Here is a 19,013-nt window from a genome sequence, read left to right as displayed (position 1 = left end):
AAGGCACAGAAAACCAGCGTATTGATATGCCACTACCCAAATGAAGTCCCTAACGGGACAGGGCAAACGCTTTTATGTCCTTAATGATCTTTGTGGTTCCGAGAGCCATCGGGACGTGTAATGTTTTGTATGCCTTTGTGTTGCAGCTATTGCACTGAGATGCACAAAGCAAAAAACCATATTAAACAAAGGAGTTTATCATGGACCATATAAGAACATTTTTTAAAGGCGTTTGCCCTGTATGCAACTAAAAAAAGCCTTCAACTGGTCACAAAATGATTAATTTTTTAGTCAATCCAAAAACTTTAAATGAGTTCTATGTACTTTTTAGGAAAAAATATAAATTCGTTTTGCTTTGGATATAATTCATTGAAACGGAACCATATTCGCTATACGTTGTGTGGCATTCAATGAAACCAATATTCTAGTAAATCTGTTTTCAGACAGCTTTAATTTACGATAAAACAATGATTAATTATACTGTGTTTTAAAAATATCTATCAACACATCTGGTGGCACTATTTTGTTAGGAAAACTTTCCATTAAATACAATACTTTTGTAATGGACTCATGGCTAAGCCCCATACGCAGCCCAAAGTTGTAAAGTTTTATGGCACCTTTTGAGTTGTTATCTCCCTGATTTTCTATATTCATCAATAAAACCAAACGATGGAATTGTACAATGCGTTCGCTGTGCGATTTTAAATGGATATAGTTTATGGGGTGCTCTATCAAATAGTCAAAATCTTCGCGAGAAATCTCTAATTGTTTAGCGACTCCAAGCAGAAAATTATACTCTATATGCTTTATGTCTTTATCGTACTTCGCGAAAGCGATCATCTCGGACAAAAGACTTAACTTTTCTACTCTATTAATCATGACTTAAGGGATTAATTAATTAATAACATAAAGATACACACAAGAGTAATTTAATAATCGTAGATATGATGTAACTTATCGAAAAGACGTGGGTATTTGGTCGTGAATATCATTTCTTTCATCTCGAAAACATAAATTGACCATACAAAAAAACATGGATTGTAATGATTTGAAACGACGTAAAATAATTTTTAACTAATTGAATATAAGATAATTATAATATATTAATTATCCAATAATAATAAAAAATAAAACAATTTTTTAAGGTATCTTTACAAAAATTCGAAAAACGCTAGAAAAGCAACTCCATGGGTGAGCTATCGATAAACGGTAACACAAATTTGGATATTAAATTATAGATATGACAAACAATGATATTTTAAAAAAACTGCGCGTCGCTTTAAAGCTTCGGGATGATGATATTGTTAAAATTTTAGAGCTGGTGGATTTCAGAATTTCTACAAGCGAATTAGGTGCTTTTTTTAGAAAAGAAGACCACCCCAAGTACATGGAATGTGGCGACCAAATATTACGGAATTTTTTAAATGGATTGGTGATTCACTTGCGTGGACCGATGCCACCGAAAAACTCAAATTCCAAAAAAGAGGAAGTTCCAAAATCCAAAGCGGTTACTGAAAAAAGCGAAACTTCCGCGAAAGCGACACCTAAAAAATTTATAAAAAAGAAGAGTTTATTACATTCTAAAACAAACAAAAAGAGCAATAGTTAATGTGCTCTTTTTGTTTTATGAGATTCCTTCCCGATAGCTATCGGGATTCGCAGGAAATTAACCCACTAATACTTGCTGCACTTTATCGGCAGCTTCCTGAAACTCGGTAGCACTTAAAACAGCTAAACCAGAATTATCAATCAATTCTTTTGCGATATCTGCATTGGTACCCTGTAAACGTACAATAATGGGCACCTTGATGGTTCCCATGTTTTTATAGGCATCAATAACCCCCTGCGCCACACGGTCGCAACGTACAATACCACCAAAAATATTGATTAAAATAGCTTTTACAGCGGGATCCTTTAATATGATTTTAAAAGCCGCTTCTACACGAGCAGCATCAGCAGTACCACCAACATCTAAAAAGTTAGCTGGCTCACCTCCTGCTTGCTTAATTAAATCCATAGTAGCCATGGCCAAACCTGCTCCGTTCACCATACAACCCACGTTTCCGTCAAGGTCTACATAGTTTAAACCCAGCTCTCCTGCTTCTACTTCAATGGCACTTTCTTCACGCGTATCACGTAAATCCACATATTTTTTATGTCTGTAAAGGGCATTATCGTCAATGGTTACCTTCGCATCAACAGCCAATATTTTGTTATCGCTTGTTTTTAAAACAGGATTAATTTCAAATAAAGACGAATCCGATTCCACATAAGCGGTATAAAGACTGGTCACAAATTTCGTCATTTCCTTAAACGCATTCCCAGACAATCCTAAATTGAAAGCGATGCGTCTTGCCTGAAAAGGCAACAACCCAACATTGGGGTCTATTTCTTCAGTAAATATTAAATGTGGCGTTTCTTCAGCAACGGTTTCTATATCCATGCCGCCTTCAGTAGAATACATAATCATATTTCTACCCGTCCCTCTGTTCAATAATACGGACATATAAAACTCATTCGTTTCGCTTTCGCCTGGGTAATAAACATCTTCAGCAATTAAAACTTGGTGCACACGCTTCCCGGTAGCCGATGTTTGTGGCGTAATCAAGTTCATCCCTATAATGTTCCCAGCTATTTCTTCTACTTCCTTAAGGTTTTTGGCAAGTTTAACACCTCCGCCTTTACCACGGCCACCTGCGTGAATCTGTGCCTTTACAACATACCAACTCGTGCCCGTTTCTGCTGTTAAATGTTTTGCAGCAGTAACTGCCTCCTGAGCGTTTTGTGCAACAATACCTCTTTGGATACGTACCCCAAAGCTGCTTAAAATTTCCTTACCTTGATATTCGTGTAAATTCATAATGTGCTAAATGGTTATAGTTAGCAAATGTAAATAATCATGTTAACTTACCCTAATAATAAATTATGAAAACTTAAAAATCAAGTTTACAATGTTATTTATTTTATTCTTAAATTATATTTTTTTGTCTTCGAGCAATAATTTTACTATAGTGGCAATTTCTTAAATTCATGATTTTTACCAAATAAACCACTATGGACTAAAGTGCCATAGGTTTTTAAAACAGACTGAAAGTCTGTTGCATTCGTGAAATAGATAGTAAATTATTTACGCCCACCTTTTCAGGAAACGAGAGAATTCGTGAAAATTCGTGCGATTCGTGGCAAAATTTTTAGAAGCTAAAGCGAGATGCACTAAAGTACATAGTTTTAACTCTATTTGAGACCAATAAAAAATCCATTAAAATTAATGTATTGGCATTTATTGGGAATACCAATATGTTTTTAAATCGAATATTAATGGAAAAGTGGTTTTTCTAAATTATTGGAATGTTAATCAAACGGTTACGCAAGGGGATTTAATATTCACGATAATACCAACAGAGAATTCATCGTATATTGCAAAACTCAAAACACCTATACAAAATTCTGGTAAAATAAAAACCGGTCAGCGAGTTCATGTAAAACTTGACAACTATCCTGATACCGAATTTGGAGTCATTAACGGTGAGATTAAAACCATGTCTTTAATTCAAGATAAAGAAGGGAAATATCTTATAGATGTCAAACTACCTCAAAAGCTCATAACTTCCTACCATAAAGAAGTAGTGTTTAAACAGGAAATGACAGACTTAGCAGAAATAATTACTGAAGATTTAAGACTCATTGACCGTATTTTCTATCAATTTAAGGAAGTGTTTAAACGATAATGAGTACCATTTATTACCCAAACGCAATTGTTATATATTTAACATTTTGTTTAATTTGTATAATTTTTCGCTAATTCCTTTTTTATTTATTCTAAAGAAATATCTTTGACAAAAATTTGAAAATTATGTTGGAAAATCAATTGCTGAAAATAGCACAGGATTTTGGAAGTCCGGTATATGTTTATGATGCCGAAAAAATTGAATCGCAATACAAAAGCTTAACAAATGCTTTTAAAAGCGTAAAAAGTCTTAAAATAAATTATGCTGTTAAAGCATTATCAAATATATCGATATTAAAGTTTTTTAATTCGTTGGGTTCTGGTATCGATACGGTTTCCATTCAAGAAGTGCAATTGGGATTGGCTGCCGGTTTTTTACCAGAACAAATAATATTTACACCCAACGGCGTGTCGTTGTCCGAAATTGAAGAAGCCGCCAAATTAGGGGTTAAAATCAATATTGACAACCTATCCATATTAGAGCAATTTGGTACAAAACACCCAAAAACGCCTGTTTGTATCCGTATTAATCCACACGTTATGGCTGGTGGAAATGCCAATATTTCGGTAGGGCATATCGATTCTAAATTCGGAATTTCCATTCATCAAATACCTCATATTCTACGTATTGTACAAAATACCAAAATGACCATAAATGGCATACACATGCATACCGGTAGCGATATTTTGGATATTGAAGTGTTTTTATATGCCAGCGAAATACTGTTTGAAACCGCAAAACAATTTAAAAATCTGGATTTTATCGATTTTGGTTCCGGTTTTAAAGTGCCTTACAAACCTGGTGATATTGAAACCAATATTGAGGAACTGGGCGAAAAACTTTCCAGCAAATTCAATGCGTTCTGTAAAGAATATGGCAAGGATTTAACCTTGGCTTTTGAGCCTGGGAAGTTTTTGGTGAGTGAATCCGGTAACTTTTTGACCAAAGTAAACGCCATCAAACAAACCACATCAACGGTTTTTGCCCAAGTGGATTCTGGATTCAACCATTTAATAAGGCCGATGTTTTATGGCTCGCACCACGAAATTATAAATATTTCAAACCCAAAAGGGCGTGAGCGTTTTTATACCGTGGTAGGCTACATCTGTGAAACCGATACGTTTGGAAATAACCGACGCATCAACGAAATTAATGAAGGCGATATTTTATGCTTTAAAAACGCCGGTGCATATTGCTTCTCTATGGCCAGTAACTATAATTCCAGATTCCGACCAGCGGAAGTATTATGGTACAAAGACAAAGCACACCTTATTAGAAAAAGGGAAACCTTTGACGATATTATAAATAATCAAATAGAAGTGGATTTTTCGGCCAAAAAAGAAAAAGCGGCTTCGGTATAAGGGTTTTCAATATGAAAAAATAGGCTGTCTGAAAAGTGTTTTTTTGTTAAGTGCGTGACAAAAACCTCTCATAGTATCAAAATAATTACTCTAAAGACCCCTCCGCCTATCGGCACCTCCCCTTAAAAAAAGGGGAAGACTTAATGAAAAAGCTTGTTTTAATGATTTGAACTTAAATGAACTACCCCGAGGCAGAGCCATCAAGGTGTCAAACGGAAGAAAGTTTTAATATTTTATGAAAACCATCCGTTTTCAAACTTTCTTCTAATACCTCCGATGCTGAGCATCGGGGAATTACAATGATTAAATTTTTATCCTGTACTTAATTCAAATTACCATCTATTGCTTAATAATCTTCTGTGACATCACTCCCTTATCCGTAGAAATTGTAACGATGTAAATGCCCGCATTCAACTGGTTTACTTTTAAGGTTTTTTCACTTGTATCCACTTTCAAAATTTGTCTGCCACTTATATCAGATATAAGGATTGATTTAATAGACACAGCAGTATCAAAGGTCAAATTCAAATCATCTATTATTGGATTTGGGGAAATGCGGAACTTGTTTTCAGAAAGTTCGTTTTCAAAGGTACTTAAAGCTCCCGTTAATAAGCGTTCATAAATAGAAGTGGTTGTACTTATACTTAATAAAGGAACCGTAATACTGGCTGTGGTTGTTCTAAGAACAAGATTCCCGTTAATGTCGTAATAATTATAGGATGTTTGTGTTGCGTTCCCAGTGATTATAGAAACCGATAAGTTTAAATTCTGAAGTACTTTAAGTCGTGTAACGGGCGCATTAAAGGCACCTGCACCTAAATCATTCATTACCAGAGTCCCATAGGCATCCACTGATGCGGTAAGGGTGCCGGAAAATGTTCCGTTGGTGGTGGTGTTATAAACAAAAGTTCCTGCTACATTATCTGTATTGGCATAACCAAAATTCAACGGTAAAGTTCCAATCAAGGCGTTATCTGTACTATAATTTAACAATAAACCTTCTGCCTCGGCTCCAGTTATTGAAAGCGTATTAGCGGTATTTTTGGTAAAAATCTTGGTTACATCGGTACCTCTGGTAACCGTGGCCACCGAGGTTGTTCCTGGAAACGTAATTAGTTCCGCTGCGGACGGAGCTGCGTAGCTATCCGAAGATACCCCTGTTTGGGAAAGCATATCAAAGGTCCAAGTTACATTGGCACCGGTAGCACTTTGGTCTAAAATTGGCGATGTACTTAGAATTGAATACGTAGAGCCGTTCGGGCTTTCATAAGTACTGATTGGGGTTTGGGAGATACCTAAAAAAGGCAGTGTGAATAATAAAAAAAGTAGTTTTGATTTCATAGCTTAAAGATTTAAAGTCTAATCAAATCTATTTAAACTTTTGGAAAGCGCCATTTTAATTAGATATAGAAACTTGTTTTTCAGTTGTTGTGCAATATTGAACTAAATATCATGCCATCTTTGTTGTTAAAAATACTTAGAAAACCTTAATTGTTTTTTAATTCCATAACATAATTCATGAATACCCTTGAAAAAATTTGTTAATATTCAATATTTTCTATAATATTACGCCTTAGTACTCCCTAAGTCTTTTTTGAAGCTGAATTAATTATCAAGAAAAAGACTTTATGCCAATTTCCTTTATTAGATTCTTCTTTATATTAAGGACTGTTTTTATATTCCTTCTATTTTGCTTTCAATGTTCATTTGCACAAAACGCATCCATAGACAGTCTTGACTTATTACTTTCAAAAGAAACAAAAAACAGTAATAAATTAGAGCTGTTGGAAGACATTGTAACTGTTGCTTCCAATACCGATTTGAAAAAAGCCCTAATTTATGCGCGACAAGCCGTGACACTTGCCAATAATTTGCAAAGTGACAATTGGAAACCTAAATTCAATGAAATGAAAGGTAGTATCCATGCCAACTTATTAGAGTTGGATTCTGCATCCCATCATTTTGATAAAGCACTAAGTGGATATGCCGCAATTGATGACAAAAAAGGGCAAGCCACTACGCTTTTTAAAATTGGCTGGGTCTATAAAAAAGGGGGCGCATTGGAAAACGCCATGCAAAGCGACTTAAAAGCGTTGCGACTTATGGAATCTATAAACGATATAGCCGGAATTGCAGGAGCCCATACTCGAATATCCGAAGATTTATACAGACAAGAACGGTATAAAGAGGCATTGGAATATGCCTTGAAAAACATAGAATTTTGTAAAAAAAATGATTTGAATGAGGAGTTGGTTTACAGTTATACCAACGCAGGAAGTGCTACCATTGGAATGCACCAACCCAAAAAATCGTTTATGTATTTTGATAAAGCACTTACCTTGGCAAAATCATTAGGGTTCAACGCCATGAATTTATGCGATTTTTTGAATAACCGTGGAAATGCCCTTAAAAGGCTGGGTAAATATTCTGATGCCATGATAGATTATCAAGAGGCTTTAACACTTTCAAAACAAACCAACTACAGAAATGCTTCCGTTACCGTTATTGCCAATTTAGGCGAGATCAATCTGTTAACGGGCAATTATCCAGAAGCCTTAAAATACCAACTTCAAACGGTAAACTTTCAAGAAGAAGACAAGGATTTGGCCAACTTAACTGAAAATTATGGGCATATAAGCACTATTTATGAAAAAATGGGCAATTACCCATTGGCATTGGAGTACCAAAAGAAAGCAAGAACAATGCGCGATAGCACCGCCAAAGCAGAAAGCGACAAAACCATGTCGAACCTATTGACCCAATATGAAACCGAAAAAAAGGAAAGCACCATAGCATCACAAAAAACACAACTTACCCAACAACGGTTGGTACAATGGCTTAGTGTGGGTGTTGCTTTTTTACTTTTAGGATTCCTGTTTGTTGGATATAGAAGTTATATGGCCCGTACAAAAACAAATAAATTATTGGCTGCCAAAAACCAACAAAATGAATTGCTTCTAAAGGAAATCCATCACCGTGTAAAAAATAATCTGGAACTGGTTAAAAGCTTGATTGCCTTACAATCGGCACAATTGGAGGATTCCGCCACCAAAGATGCCATGATTGCCAGTCAGAACCGCGTACAATCCATGGGCATCATCCACCAAAAATTATATCAGGGAGAAAATTTGGGAAGCATCGAAATGAAAGACTACTTTCTTAATTTGGGTGAAGGTATTTTAGACACGTTTGACGCCGATGATAAAGTAAAAATTGAATGTGCCATGGACCGGTTGGAATTGGATGTTGACACGGCGGTGCCTATCGGGTTGATTGTAAATGAACTGCTTACCAATGCTTTAAAATACGCATTCCCGGAAAATGCAAAAGGAAATATTTCCATTAGTTTATCAAAATCAAATCCAGAAACCTTAACGTTGAAAGTTGTTGATAACGGTATTGGTAAAACAGCCGGATTAGCGCCCAAAGGCACCGGTTTTGGTTCGCAACTTATAAAATTATTGACCCAACAACTTAACGGTAAAATGACGGAAGAAAACCAAAACGGCACCTCTGTTTTGTTCCATTTTAAATTACATGCAGCATGCATACTGCTTATGTTTTGTCTTCAACTTTCATTTGCACAAAAACCAAAAGTAGCTTTGGATTCCGATGTTGATTGGGTTACAACCCATGTAACTGTTTATAAAGATTCCACCATCGCTTACCAAAAAGCCCATAAAACCTTAAAAGCAGTAATAAAAAATGGCGATAGCTCTTTAATTGCCCAATCGTATGCGAATTTGGCCAATTGGCATTCCTACCATTTTTACATCTTTAAAACCCCTGATTCCGTTTTGTATTATGACAAAAAAGCTTTGGAACTCTATGTTTCTTTAAAGGACACAGTTAAAAGTATTGAACTTCATGGTAATATTATTTCAGACTATATCAGTCGGAAACAATATAATCTTGCCGAAAAAGAGGCTTTTAAAACCATTGCGCTTTGTAAAGCATCCAAAAACGAATTAAGTTTGGCTCTCAATTATATAAACCTGGCGGATATTTATACCTTGACCCATAATACCTTTTCGGCTGTTCAATATGCAGATAAAGGCATCCTCCTCATAAAAAAACTCAACAATCAAGAAGAGTTGGGTTTTGCCTATTCAGCTACCATTGAAACCTATCTGCAAAATAAGGATTATCAAAAAGTATTACAACAAAGCAATGAAACCATCCGTATTTTTAAGGAATTAGGCATTGGGGATAATGATATTCTAAAAGCCTACAACGGCAGAGGCAGTGCCTATAAGAATTTGGGCGAATACGATAAGGCTCTTAAAGATTTTTTGTACGTTTTAACAGAAGCTAAAAAACTGTATGGAGACGCCATTGGTGGTGGTTATGCACATTATGTGGGAGAAACCTATTTGGCCCAAGAAAATTACGAAGCTGCCCTACCCTATTTGAATGAAGGTGTAACCTATGCCATTACCTTTAATGAACCCAATTTTTTATGGCGCAGGTATGAAGCATTGTCCAACTGTCTTAAGCATTTAAACCAGTATGCTGAAGCACTTAAATACAACGAGTTGGCCGAGGTTTTAAAGGACTCCATGCACAAAGAAACCATTAAAAGCCTGCAATCGGAACTTTTGGTAAAATACGAAACGGCACAAAAAGATGAAACCATTACGGCACAAGATTCTCAAATAGCACAACAACGTAAAACCCAATTATTGTACGTGGGCATTGCAGTATTACTAGCTCTGGGACTCATGGGTATGTATTTCAGTCTTAAAAACATCAGTAAAAAAAGAAAGACATTACAAGCATTGAATATTGAATTGGACAGTAAAAACCAACAAAATGAACTTCTTCTAAAGGAAATCCATCACCGTGTCAAGAATAATCTGGAACTCGTTAAAAGCTTAATCGCTTTACAATCGGCACAATTGGAAGATTCCGCCACCAAAGATGCCATGATTGCCAGTCAGAACCGGGTACAATCCATGGGCATCATCCACCAAAAATTATATCAGGGAGAAAATTTGGGAAGCATCGAAATGAAAGACTACTTTCTTAATTTGGGTGAAGGTATTTTAGACACGTTTGACGCCGATGATAAAGTAAAAATTGAATGTGCCATGGACCGGTTGGAATTGGATGTTGACACGGCGGTGCCTATCGGGTTGATTGTAAATGAACTGCTTACCAATGCTTTAAAATACGCATTCCCGGAAAATGCAAAAGGAAATATTTCCATTAGTTTATCAAAATCAAATCCAGAAACCTTAACGTTGAAAGTTGTTGATAACGGTATTGGTAAAACAGCCGGATTAGCGCCCAAAGGCACCGGTTTTGGTTCGCAACTTATAAAATTATTGACCCAACAACTTAACGGTAAAATGACGGAAGAAAACCAAAACGGCACCTCTGTTTTGTTCCATTTTAAATTACATGCAGCAGCTTAAACAACCAAAATATGAATTTTCATACATTCAAAAACCATAAAAAAGAATAGCCAATTTAACATGAAACTTCCATAACGAGTTTTCGGTATCCAACGAAATGATTATATGGAAGAACCATGTGACCGTTAAAAAACAATAAGCATAAACACATGAAACTTCCATAACGAGTTTTTGATACCCAACGGAATGATTATATGGAAGAACCATGTGACCGTTAAAAAACAATAAGCATAAACACATGAAAAGAAAATCGTGCCTCTTTTTAGTTCTTGTAATTAACTTTGCCTTTGGGCAAAATGATACCGATATGCTTTTAAACCAAAGTAAAACATATCAAAATAAAGCACTGTGGTTTAATTTTATGCCCCAATACAATCAAGATAGTAGTCGCTACTATTTTAATAAAGCTATACATGGCCTAAATGAAAATAAAATAGACCATTTAGAGCAATTAGGGAACATTTACATGGATATGATCATTTATTCAACCTCAAATGATCAATTGGAATTGAATGCACAAACGGGATGGAAGTTTGTTTCAAAGTTACCTGACGCGGTAGATAGATATCGGATCCTGAAATTTGACTATCTGGCATTATGGGCAATTTTAATAAAAATAGATGTGATTGGCCAAAAAGAATCTTTAGAATTATTTACAAAAGCGCTCGACTATCTCAAATCAAAGGAAAATAAAGATGTACAAGCAAGGATATCTATGTATAAAGGTGTTTTTCACTACAAATATGGGATTAAAGATGAACTGGAAATGGCACATCAATATTTACTTAAAAGTTATAATTATTACAAAACCCATCCTTCAAATAAAAATAACTGGCACTTTTTTACCACAAATTTGTTCTTGACTTCATTTCATACAGATAAAAACAATGACTCGGTCAGCTATTACGTGGCAAACTTAAAGTCTATTGTAAAAGATTACCCAACTCCGTACGCTTATTCATGGTATTATTCCAAAGTTGGCCGCGAATTAATTACCTATCCGCAAACAGGAAAAGATAGCATCAGTCCAGCACAATATGCTGAAGGCAAAAGTAACATCATGAAATCCATTGAAATTATTGAAACCTATAATAAAGATACCAGTATTTATCCGTACTGTTTTGGATTACTTGCCGATCTTAACCTTAACGATAAAAAATATGACTCTGCAATTGCTTATTATAAAAAATCCAGGGAGTTCCATTTAGAGCATAAAAACGCAAAACCAGCCATAGATATACTTTTATATATTGGTAAAGCGTACGAAAAAAAGGGGGATTTAATAAACGCATTAAAATACAAAGAACAATTTTATTCAGAATTACTTGATTTTGAAAGGGAAACGAACGAAAGAAGTTTGCGCGAAAATGAATTAAAAGCAGATTTAAGTAAGCAAAACGAAGAACTGGGCCAAAAACACTTGCAACAACAACTATTTATTGTCGCTCTGATAATTGGAAGTCTTTTATTGGGGTTGGTGTACCGTAATTATAGGCTTAAGAGAAAATCCGGTTTTGAGCTTGAAAAAACAAATAATGAGCTAAAGGATAAAAACAATTTATTGGACATCCGAAATGCAGAAAACGAACTGTTGCTAAAAGAAATCCATCACCGTGTAAAAAACAATCTGGAGCTCGTTAAAAGCTTGATTGCTTTGCAATCGGCACAATTGGAGGATTCCGCCACCAAGGATGCCATGATTGCCAGCCAAAACCGGGTACAGTCCATGGGCATCATCCACCAAAAGTTATATCAAGGCGAAAATTTGGGAAGCATCGAAATGAAAGACTATTTTCTTAATTTGGGCGAAGGTATTTTAGATACGTTTAATGCAGACGATAAAGTGAAAATAGAATGTGCCATGGACCGGTTGGAATTGGATGTTGATACGGCGGTGCCTATCGGGTTGATTGTAAATGAACTGCTTACCAATGCCTTAAAATATGCGTTCCCTGAAAATGCTTCAGGAAATATTTTAATAAGTTTATCAAAATCCAACCCAGAAACCTTAACTTTAAAAGTTGTTGATAATGGCATTGGTAAAACAGCCGGATTAGCTCCCAAAGGCACTGGTTTTGGTTCGCAACTCATAAAATTACTCACCCAACAACTTAATGGTGAAATGATGGAAAAAAACCAAAACGGCACGTCTGTTCTGTTCCATTTTAAATTAAATACAGCAGCATAAATGACCCAAAAAACAAAAATATTAATTGTAGAAGACGAAATGATAATAGCAGCGAACATTTCGTTACAACTCACCACATTGGGTTATGAAGTAACCGGCATCATTCCAAGAGGCGAAGAAGCCTTGGTGCATATAGAGCAACAGCAACCGGATATTTTACTTTTGGATATCAATTTAAAAGGCAAAATAGATGGTATTGAAACGGCTCAAATAATGCAAAAAACATATAATATTCCCATCATCTACCTAACCGCCAATGCTGATGAAGCCCATTTTAACCGGGCAAAATCTACCAATCCCTACGCTTTTATATCGAAACCTTTCAAAAAATTAGACTTAGAGCGCGCCATAGAAATAACCATAAACAGGGTAAAATCTGAAAAAGAACAAGCAACGCCTTCAACAGAAAAAATAGATCCTTTTATTTTAAGCGATAGCATTTTTGTCAGGCATTTTGAAAAAATGGTGAGAGTGGATATTAAAGACATTCTCTATATAGAAGCAGAACGCAACTATTGCCGTATTTACTCAAAACTAAAAGAATATTTATTGGTAATGACGTTAAAAGACCTCGACGAAAAATTACCACAAAAACATTTTATACGGGTACATCGCTCCTTCATCGTCAACCTCTCCCAAATTGATGAAGTTGCCACAAGCCATATTGTAATCGCTAAAAAAGCCATCCCTGTAAGCAAGTCTTTAAAAGAGGAATTGCTCAACAGGTTGCAAACCATATAGATTTTTCAACTATCAATTTACCTAATGTGCTTTGATAAACAAACAGTAGTGTTCGGACAGTAAACCACATATTTCGTCCTAAACCCCTTTTATTTTAAATTGATTGTGAGTTACTTAGAGAAATAATTAACCATTAAAAACAAGTAATCATGAGAATTTTAAAAACAGCTTTAGCAGTCATGGGCCTATGCATCATGCTTCCCTTAACAGCGCAATCACAAGATCAAGAAAGTTTTATGTTGAATTTGACCGAGTTCACCATAAAATTTGGCCATGACTCCAATTTCCAAGAAGGCGTTAAAAAATGGAATAAGTGCTACCAAGAGAACAATGGTACCGATAAATGGAACGTATGGCATCGCGTTCAAGGAAAAGGCAATGTTTATGTGCTGTCTGGAAGGCTAGCAAATTGGGCAGAAATGGATAAACCGGATGAAACCAGTAAAATGTGCAGAGCCATTGCCCTGGATTTTATTATTCCACATATTGAAAGTACTGAATTCAATACCACCAGGTACATGCCTGAGTGGAGCAAAAAAGCATCCATGGAAGGTATAAAACTTGTTTGGGTATCTAGTTTCAAAGTAAAAAACTCAACAATTTTTGATGAAGTTGTTAAAGATGTATCAGCTGCTTTAATTAAAAAAGAAGGGGACAATAGAGGCTATTGGTATCGTTTTATGGGTGGATCGCCAGACCAAGCCGACTATATTGTATCCACACCCTTTAAAAGTTATGCAGATTTGGATATTGATGTTGATAGCGTATGGAAAGTTTATGAAGCGGTTCAAGGCAAAACAAAAACCACGGAAACACGAAATAAATTCCGCAGCTCTTTGGACTCCAGTTGGAGCTATTTGTACACTCTGGAAGAAGAATTAAGTAACCAATAATTTTAACCAACCATATATAAGTACATGGCAAAAATTAAAAAGTGCCATATTCTGGGCCCTTTTCGGTTATCTCTCAAAATAGGCTAAAGTTGAAATGCTGTTAAAAACGAAATTTCCAACGTTTTCGTCCCGATAGTTATCGGGAGCGCCCAGACTGAAACCGACAACCAAACATACCACCAATTTTTGTCATGTATTAAATTATAGAACTATACTTTTAAGACCCCATTCCTACCAGTGGGTTTTGATACCCCGAGGTTTGCCTGGAATGAAAAGGCATTTTTCTGGCCTTGCCTTGTGGTTAAGACAAAACATAAAAAAAGGCATTCTTATGAGGCCTGGAAATAGTCCGATCCGCAGCTTGCAAGATATAAAACAAACGTTATAACAACAACCGCCAGAAATTGCAATTGCTAAAAAAAGTCAAGATGACTTCATTCCCCAAATTTTGTAGATGGCATTCGATAAACTAAAAGTAGTGTTCGGACAGTAAACCACGTATTTCGTCCTAAACCACTTTTATTTTACTTTGATTATTAGTTACTTAGATACAGAATATATAGTGATCCTTATTAATCAACTTGTTAAAAATCATCAATTTTGGAAACAAAAAAACAAGTCCATTATCATATCACGGCAAAAAGACAACCAACCAAAACCCAACCTCACAATTTCTTTGATATTTAGAGTTGTGGGGTTTTAAACCAACCAACAATGAAAACATTATTCCTATTAGGATTTGCAATCGTTCTATTCACAGCTTGTAACAAACAAGAAAAACGTTACACACAGCATTCACCAGAAATAGACTCCTATAAAAAAGTTATCGAAGCTTACGAAAAGCAAGATTGGAACGCCATGGCAAGTTATTATGCAGATACCTCCAAAATATTAAATAACGTAACCATAAAAGAGGCACAAACCGTAGCCCAATTAATTGCTCAAAATAAAGAAGATGCTGCACTATTTTCATCATGGAGATACGACCCGGAGAGTGTGGAATATGAAATGGTTGTAACTGATAAAGGTGAAACTTGGGTAAACTTTTGGGGGCATTGGGAAGCTAATTTAAAAGCCAATGACAAACTTTATATAATTCCTGCACATATTACGGCACGTTTTATTGATGGCAAAATTGTTAGGGAAGATGGCTATTGGGATGTCTCAAAGTTAATGATGGATATCCAAGAGGTAGAAGCTACTAAAGGCATACCTGAACAAATTAAAGAACACTAACAAAAAAAACAGGCGGATTTTTGGGAGAGAATATGGCAATAGTAACAAAAAGTTATTCATTATAATTTTTTTGAATTAGTCACTCAAGCTATTGCCAACTGCCTGTTTTATTAATTAATCAAAAATATCATGAAACGAGCATGTTAAAAGCATTATCACTCAAGGGAATGATTAATAGCGAACAGTCCCGATAGCTATCGGGATGACCGTTAAAAAAACAATAAATATAAACACATGAAAAAAGTAGGCATTATTGGTGGTGCTGGTTTTATAGGAAGCCATATTACCAAGCGATTTTTGGAAAACGGATTTGAGGTAAAAGTTTCTACCACCGATATTTCAAAACAGGAAAAATACGAACATTTGATGGGTCTTGATTTTTCCGATCATTTGTACATCAGCGAATTAAATGTTGAAGATAAAACGCAATTAAAAGAGTTTGTAAAAGATTGTGATATTGTAATCCATGGAGGCACACCGTTTCAATTGGACGTGCAAGATGCGCAAAAAGAACTTTTCGACCCCACCATAAAGGGCACTGAAAATTTTTTGGAAGTCATTAATGAAACACCAACTATCGACAAAGTGGTTCTAATAGCTTCGGTAGCTGCCTGGAACACCAATTTCCCAATGCCCGCAGGTGGAAAATCATCTACCGACACCTTTAACGAAAATGACACCCCTTTTATGAGCACAGAGAGCCATCCGTATGCGCAGGCAAAATTTATTGCGAACCAAACGGTTAATGATTTCATCAAAAAACATCCTAACCTCGATTATGAAATTACAAGTGTATCACCTGTAGGCGTTTTTGGAAAGTCCTTGTCAAAAAGAGAAGATTCCACTTCAACAGGTTTACAGTATCTGATCAAAAATAATCTTGCGCCCAATCCGTTCGTACAAATGCTTTATGATGAAGATGTTGAAATGGCCATTGTTGATGTTAAAGATGTAGCAGAAGGGGTATATAAAGCAGCAACGATTTCTGGTTTACATGGCAAAAACTACTTATTGAGCAGTGAAAGCTATCCTGTTTCGGATATTTCGTTGATGTTGAACGGAAAACCTCCAAAACATCAACCAAAAATCATTTATCAAAACCAGTTGGCAGAACGCCAATTGGGCCTACCGTTCCAATCGGTAAAATCAACATTAAACGAATATTCAAATTAAAATTTTCAATAAAAATAAATCAATAATTAATTAACTCTTAAAATCAAAAACAATGAAAAAAACAACATTATTATTCGTTCTTGCCTTAACAGGTATTCTTACAACATTTGGGCAGAAAAAAAATGGCACCATTTATATTGACCATCCTGCAATTGCCGTGGTTGAAAATATGACCAAGGCGTTTGTAAACGGCGATACCGATAAAGTTGCCAGTTATTTGGCCGATGACTTTAAAGCCTATAATGGCGTAGGTATAAATGCCAATGACAAAGGGCAAGATAAAGAATCGTTCTCTAAAGGAGCAAAAGGCTGGTTTGATGCCTTGGATTATTATTCCATTAGCCGTAGCAAAGGTGCTTATCCGGATGCCTTGGAATATAAAGAAGGCAATCAAAAAGATGTGGTCTGGGTGCAAACTTGGGAAGATTTAAAAGGCGTTCACAAAAAAACGGGCGTTAAAGTCAATATGCCCATACACCGACTGTATGTTGTAAACAAAGACAACAAAATACAGACCGTAATAAGCTATAGCAACGAAAGTATTAATGATGAAATAAGAAGCAGTTTTTCTAACAGAACCAATGGCACCATTTACAACCACCACGACAACATCAATACGGTTCGTAAACTAACTTATGCCTATGAAAATGGCGACCTTGACAAAACCATGAGCTTTTATTCTGATGATGCCAGATTCTCTGATATCAATACTGAACTTGGGAAATCGCTTACCAAAGCTGAAATTACACCTATGTGGAAAAAGTTTTTGGATGATTATGAAATAGTTAGTATCGATATGATAGGATATCCCGATTATTTGGAATATGAAATGGGCGATGGCCGTGAAGTGCTGTCATGGTGGAACTACCGTTTGATACGCAAATCGGACAAAAAAGAAATTTCTGTACCTTTTCATTTTAGCGATAGCTTTGATGCCGATGGAAAAATTGTTGCTGAAATGATCTATTACAGCCCAACATTATTAAATGCTAAATAACCTTATTTAATTTAAAGGCAGCTTTAACCACCTAAGCTGCCTTTAGTTTTTAAAATGGAACTCATACCAAAATATGTAAGATGCACGTGTTGGAATCTCAATTTCTCCAAGTCACGCAGCAGGACAGGGGTTTGCTGTATCGCTTGTACTGATAAAAAGATGTCATAAAATTTGAAAAAATAATTAACTCTAAATTAATAAATAATGGAAACACAACAACCAATCAATCCGTCAAAAATCTTGCAAACCGGTACGGGGTTCTTTAATTCAAAAACCTTATTGACCGCTGTTAATATGGGCTTATTCACCGTATTGGGAGACGACAAAATGTCTGGTAAGGATATTCAGAAAAACTTAGGATTGCACGACAGAAGCTTATACGATTTTCTGGATGCCTTGGTAGCTATGGCTTTTTTGGAACGTACTGGAATCAAGACTACGGCAATCTACAGCAATGCGCTCGATAGCAATTTATTTCTTGATAAAAACAAGCCAACCTATGTTGGTGGTATTCTCGAAATGTGCAACAATCGATTGTATCCATTCTGGAACAATTTGGAAGCGGGCTTAAAAACGGGGCTGCCACAAAATGAGACCAAAAACGGAGGCAAACCTTTTTTTGAAGAAATTTACGCCGACCCAAAAAAGCTTAAGGAATTTGTAAGCGGTATGGCCGGTGTGCAAATGGGCAATTTTATTACGTTTGCAAAGCAGTTCGATTTTTCCAATTATAAATCGCTCTGCGATATTGGTGGTGCCGGCGGGCATCTTTCCGCACAAGTGGCCATGCACAATAAGCATATAAAATGCACAAGTTTTGATTTGCCAGCAGTTACTCCAATAGCTAAAGAGGTTATCAGTACGATGCATCTGAATGATGGCGTTCAGGTAGTTTCTGGCGATTTTTTTGTGGATGATCTTCCAAAAGCCGATGTCATCACTATGGGCAACGTGCTTCACGATTGGAGTAAAAAAGACAAAAGAATGCTCGTACAAAAAGCCTATGATGCATTACCAAAAGGGGGCACCTTTGTCGTGATAGAAAACATTATAGACAACGACAGGCGGGAAAACCACTTCGGGTTGTTAATGTCGCTGAACATGCTCATAGAAACTCCGGAAGGTTATGACTTTTCGTTTTCAGATTTCCAGGAGCTATGCGTTGCCGCTGGATTTTCCAAAACTTCCATTATGCCATTAATCGGCCCCACAAGTGCCGCCATTGCTATAAAATAAACCATAACAATCCCGAAAGCTTTTGGGGCAGTTTGACAAAGAA

Annotated in this window: 14 protein-coding genes; 11 read left to right on the top strand and 3 right to left on the bottom strand. The window is 36.0% G+C overall.

Features of this window, described 5'->3' with window-relative positions; translation table 11 throughout:
* Positions 1 to 471 precede the first annotated feature (471 nt).
* Positions 472 to 879 (bottom strand): TerB family tellurite resistance protein, encoded by a 408-nt coding sequence (locus ACU1LP_RS10480; RefSeq protein ID WP_445731481.1) that lies wholly within the window; start codon positions 877 to 879, stop codon positions 472 to 474.
* Between the two features lie 361 nt (positions 880 to 1,240).
* On the opposite strand from ACU1LP_RS10480, the gene ACU1LP_RS10475 reads away from it, so the two are divergent.
* Positions 1,241 to 1,609, top strand: a complete 369-nt coding sequence (locus ACU1LP_RS10475) for a DUF1456 family protein (RefSeq protein ID WP_445731480.1) — start codon at positions 1,241 to 1,243, stop codon at positions 1,607 to 1,609.
* 57 nt (positions 1,610 to 1,666) lie between these two features.
* On the opposite strand, the gene sucC is transcribed toward ACU1LP_RS10475, so the two are convergent.
* The gene (sucC, locus tag ACU1LP_RS10470; protein WP_445731479.1) at positions 1,667 to 2,860 is read right to left on the bottom strand and encodes an ADP-forming succinate--CoA ligase subunit beta; all 1,194 of its coding nucleotides are present in this window, start codon (positions 2,858 to 2,860) and stop codon (positions 1,667 to 1,669) included.
* Positions 2,861 to 3,272: 412 nt separating this feature from the next.
* Between sucC and ACU1LP_RS10465 the strand changes: the two genes are divergently transcribed.
* Together ACU1LP_RS10465 and lysA are read left to right on the top strand one after the other, a co-directional pair.
* The gene (locus ACU1LP_RS10465; RefSeq protein WP_445736216.1) at positions 3,273 to 3,728 is read left to right on the top strand and encodes an HlyD family secretion protein; all 456 of its coding nucleotides are present in this window, start codon (positions 3,273 to 3,275) and stop codon (positions 3,726 to 3,728) included.
* Positions 3,729 to 3,853: 125 nt separating this feature from the next.
* Complete coding sequence (gene lysA, locus ACU1LP_RS10460) at positions 3,854 to 5,089, top strand: diaminopimelate decarboxylase (RefSeq protein ID WP_445731478.1); 1,236 nt, start codon at positions 3,854 to 3,856, stop codon at positions 5,087 to 5,089.
* A 339-nt stretch (positions 5,090 to 5,428) separates the two neighbouring features.
* On the opposite strand, the gene ACU1LP_RS10455 is transcribed toward lysA, so the two are convergent.
* Complete coding sequence (locus tag ACU1LP_RS10455) at positions 5,429 to 6,430, bottom strand: T9SS type A sorting domain-containing protein (protein WP_445736215.1); 1,002 nt, start codon at positions 6,428 to 6,430, stop codon at positions 5,429 to 5,431.
* Between the two features lie 287 nt (positions 6,431 to 6,717).
* Between ACU1LP_RS10455 and ACU1LP_RS10450 the strand changes: the two genes are divergently transcribed.
* The 8 genes from ACU1LP_RS10450 to ACU1LP_RS10415 all read left to right on the top strand — a co-directional run bounded on the left by ACU1LP_RS10450 (position 6,718) and on the right by ACU1LP_RS10415 (position 18,970).
* The gene (locus tag ACU1LP_RS10450) at positions 6,718 to 10,506 is read left to right on the top strand and encodes a histidine kinase dimerization/phosphoacceptor domain -containing protein (RefSeq protein ID WP_445736214.1); all 3,789 of its coding nucleotides are present in this window, start codon (positions 6,718 to 6,720) and stop codon (positions 10,504 to 10,506) included.
* A gap of 238 nt (positions 10,507 to 10,744) precedes the next feature.
* On the top strand, positions 10,745 to 12,694 hold the full coding sequence (locus ACU1LP_RS10445) for a histidine kinase dimerization/phosphoacceptor domain -containing protein (RefSeq protein WP_445736213.1): 1,950 nt from the start codon (positions 10,745 to 10,747) through the stop codon (positions 12,692 to 12,694).
* Positions 12,695 to 13,435, top strand: a complete 741-nt coding sequence (locus tag ACU1LP_RS10440; RefSeq protein ID WP_445731474.1) for a LytR/AlgR family response regulator transcription factor — start codon at positions 12,695 to 12,697, stop codon at positions 13,433 to 13,435.
* A 149-nt stretch (positions 13,436 to 13,584) separates the two neighbouring features.
* Positions 13,585 to 14,328: a hypothetical protein gene (locus ACU1LP_RS10435; RefSeq protein ID WP_445736212.1), complete on the top strand. Its 744-nt coding sequence runs from the start codon at positions 13,585 to 13,587 to the stop codon at positions 14,326 to 14,328.
* Between the two features lie 714 nt (positions 14,329 to 15,042).
* Positions 15,043 to 15,564, top strand: a complete 522-nt coding sequence (locus tag ACU1LP_RS10430) for a nuclear transport factor 2 family protein (RefSeq protein WP_445731472.1) — start codon at positions 15,043 to 15,045, stop codon at positions 15,562 to 15,564.
* 234 nt (positions 15,565 to 15,798) lie between these two features.
* Positions 15,799 to 16,737 carry an NAD-dependent epimerase/dehydratase family protein gene (locus ACU1LP_RS10425; RefSeq protein WP_445731471.1) on the top strand — a complete coding sequence of 313 codons (939 nt, stop codon included), beginning with the start codon at positions 15,799 to 15,801 and terminating at the stop codon, positions 16,735 to 16,737.
* A 52-nt stretch (positions 16,738 to 16,789) separates the two neighbouring features.
* Positions 16,790 to 17,734: a nuclear transport factor 2 family protein gene (locus tag ACU1LP_RS10420; RefSeq protein ID WP_445734688.1), complete on the top strand. Its 945-nt coding sequence runs from the start codon at positions 16,790 to 16,792 to the stop codon at positions 17,732 to 17,734.
* A gap of 204 nt (positions 17,735 to 17,938) precedes the next feature.
* Entirely contained in the window at positions 17,939 to 18,970 is a 1,032-nt protein-coding gene (locus ACU1LP_RS10415; protein ID WP_445734687.1) for a methyltransferase, read from the top strand.
* Positions 18,971 to 19,013: the final 43 nt, after the last annotated feature.

It is taken from the genome of Mariniflexile sp., assembly GCF_052728615.1.
This window is presented reverse-complemented; position numbering and strand designations above follow the sequence as displayed.